This is a genomic window from Halapricum sp. CBA1109 (assembly GCF_009741825.1).
Lineage (GTDB): Archaea > Halobacteriota > Halobacteria > Halobacteriales > Haloarculaceae > Halapricum.
The window spans coordinates 1-2,310 of the sequence record NZ_WPCA01000233.1; the positions used below are offsets into that span (position 1 = coordinate 1).

Genomic DNA, 2,310 nt, shown 5'->3' on the forward strand with positions numbered 1-2,310 from the left:
GACCCGTTGCTGGAGGACATCGACGGCGACGGTCGAGGGACGATATTCGACGCGCTGGCGTACTGGAACAACCGGAACGACCCCGCAATCGTCGACAACCCGCAGTACTTCGACTTCGACGGCGACGGCGACACCGGTGACCTCTTCGATACGCTGGCGCTGTATCGGACGATCCGGGACGCCTGAGCCGTCAGTGCTCGGCCCGCAGGTCGACCGCTATCTCGTCGAACAGCGCCGCGACCCGGCTCTCGATGTCGTCGCGGATGGCCCGGACCGCGTCCAACTCCTGCCCGTCGGGGTCGTCGAGCGCCCAGTCCCGGACATCGGTGTCGGCGTCGAGCGAGAGCGTCGAACACCCCATCGTCGCCACGTAGTCACAGGACGCGAGTTCCGCGTCGCTGATCGCCCGCGGCTCTCGGTCCGAGAGGTCGAACCCTTTCTCCCGCATCACCTCGATCACTTCCTCGTGGACGTGATCCGCGGGGTCGGTGCCGCCGGTGAGAATCTCGATGTCGTCTTCGAGGCCGCGCTCGGCCCGTTCTCGCTCGGCGAAGGCCGTCGACATCTGTGAGCGGCCGGCGTTCTGGACGCACATAAACGCGACACGGACAGTCACTGTTCGCCCCCGGTCTCGTCCAGCGCCGCCAGCACCGCTTCGGCCCGGTCGGTCGTCCTGTAGTAACGCCATTTCCCCTCCTTCCGTCGGGTGAGCAGGCCCACTTCGACTAGGTCCGAGAGGGCATGGCTGACGGCGCTCTCGCTGACGTCGACCAGCACCTCTAGTTCACAGACACAGCGCTCGCCTCCGGACGCAATCAACCGTGTGAGTCGGTATCGGGTGTCGTCGGAAAGCGTCGACAGTACCGAGACGTGGTCGGTAGCGTCCGCCATCGGTGTCGACGCTTTCAGCTCCCGCAGTTGTTCCTGCCGGTGTTTTACATCCTCGGCACAACAGTCGCCGAGTTCGTCGGCGACCAGCCGCCGCAGACGATCGGACTGGCTCATCAATGAACAGTTGTGCAACCATTCATATGAACGCAGCGGTCGACCCACAGCGCTTTAGCCCTCGTCGCTCCCACCAGTGGGTATGACCGAGGCGACGGGTATCGTCGGCGAGTTCCTCGAATTGAAGGAGTCGACGGACGCGGACCTGCTGACGATGCAGTGTGGGGACTTCTACGAGTTCTTCGGCGAGGACGCCGAGACGGTGGCCGCGGAACTGGACCTGCAGGTGAGCCAGAAGTCCAGTCACGGCTCCTCGTATCCGATGGCCGGGGTGCCCGTCGACGACCTCACGCCGTATCTGAAGGCGTTGGTCGAACGCGGCTACCGCGTCGCCGTCGCCGACCAGTACGAGACCGACGACGGCCACGCCCGCCGCATCGACCGCGTGGTCACGCCCGGGACGCTGCTGTCGAGTACCGACGCCGAGGCGCGCTACCTCGCGGCCGTCGTCGGCGACGGGAGCGGCTACGGCGTTGCACTCGCGGACGTGACGACCGGGCAGTTCCACGTGACGACCGCCGAGGACACGGACGCGCTGTTCTCTCATCTCTATCGTTTCGACCCCGTCGAGATTCTCCCGGGGCCGGACGTGCGGACCGAGGACGCCCTTCCCGACCGCCTGTGCGACCGGACCGACGCCACGCTGACGCTACACACCACGGAGGCGTTCGCGCCCGGGCGGGCCCGCCACCGCGTCCGCGAGCAGTTCGGCGACGGCGCGCTCGACAGTATCGGACTGGAATCGGACGTGGCCGTCGCGGCCGCCGGCGGCGTCCTCGCGTACGTCGAGGACACCGACCAAGGGGTGCTGGCGTCGATGACGCGCCTGCAGGCCCACGGCGACGGCGACCACGTCGAACTGGACGCGACGACCCAGCGCAACCTCGAACTCACCGAGACGATGCAGGGCGAGACGGCGGGGTCGCTGTTCGACACGATAGACCACACCGTCACCAGCGCCGGCGGCCGCCTGCTCCGGACGTGGCTCCAGCGACCCCGCCGGGACCTGTCGGTGCTCGAACGCCGCCAGTCGGCAATCGAGGCGCTGACGCAGGCCGCGATGGCCCGCGACCGCCTCCGGGAAAACTGGGCGAGGCCTACGACCTCGAACGGTTGGCGAGCAAGGCCGCCGCCGGCAGCGCCGACGCGCGGGACCTCGCGGCCGCCCGCGACACCCTCGCGTTGCTCCCCGTCGTGCGTGACATCGTCGCCGACACCGACCGACTGGCGGACTCGCCGCTGTCGGCGATTCTCGACCGCGCCGACCCCGAGGGCGTCGCGGACCTCCGGGCGGAACTGGACGCC

General features: G+C 68.2%; 2 protein-coding genes and 2 pseudogenes. 2 read left to right on the forward strand and 2 right to left on the reverse strand.

The annotated features are described in order from the left end of the window. Positions 1 to 186, forward strand: a pseudogene (locus GJ629_RS16565) (glycoside hydrolase family 5); the annotation flags it as partial. A 4-nt stretch (positions 187 to 190) separates the two neighbouring features. Here the strand turns inward: GJ629_RS16565 and GJ629_RS15500 are convergent. Both GJ629_RS15500 and GJ629_RS15505 read right to left on the reverse strand, forming a co-directional pair. After that, a complete protein-coding gene (locus GJ629_RS15500) occupies positions 191 to 595 on the reverse strand; it encodes a low molecular weight phosphatase family protein (protein ID WP_231754678.1) in 405 nt (134 codons plus the stop codon). A gap of 17 nt (positions 596 to 612) precedes the next feature. Then, positions 613 to 1,005: a helix-turn-helix transcriptional regulator gene (locus tag GJ629_RS15505; protein ID WP_197428678.1), complete on the reverse strand. Its 393-nt coding sequence runs from the start codon at positions 1,003 to 1,005 to the stop codon at positions 613 to 615. Between the two features lie 82 nt (positions 1,006 to 1,087). Here GJ629_RS15505 and GJ629_RS15510 point away from each other — a divergent pair. After that, a pseudogene (locus GJ629_RS15510) lies at positions 1,088 to 2,310 on the forward strand (DNA mismatch repair protein MutS); the annotation flags it as partial.

Coding starts and splice junctions, on each gene's coding strand:
- GJ629_RS15500 (WP_231754678.1), bottom strand. CDS start 595: ATGTGCGTCCAGAACGCCGGCCGCTCACAGATGTCGACGGCCTTCGCC.
- GJ629_RS15505 (WP_197428678.1), bottom strand. CDS start 1,005: ATGAGCCAGTCCGATCGTCTGCGGCGGCTGGTCGCCGACGAACTCGGC.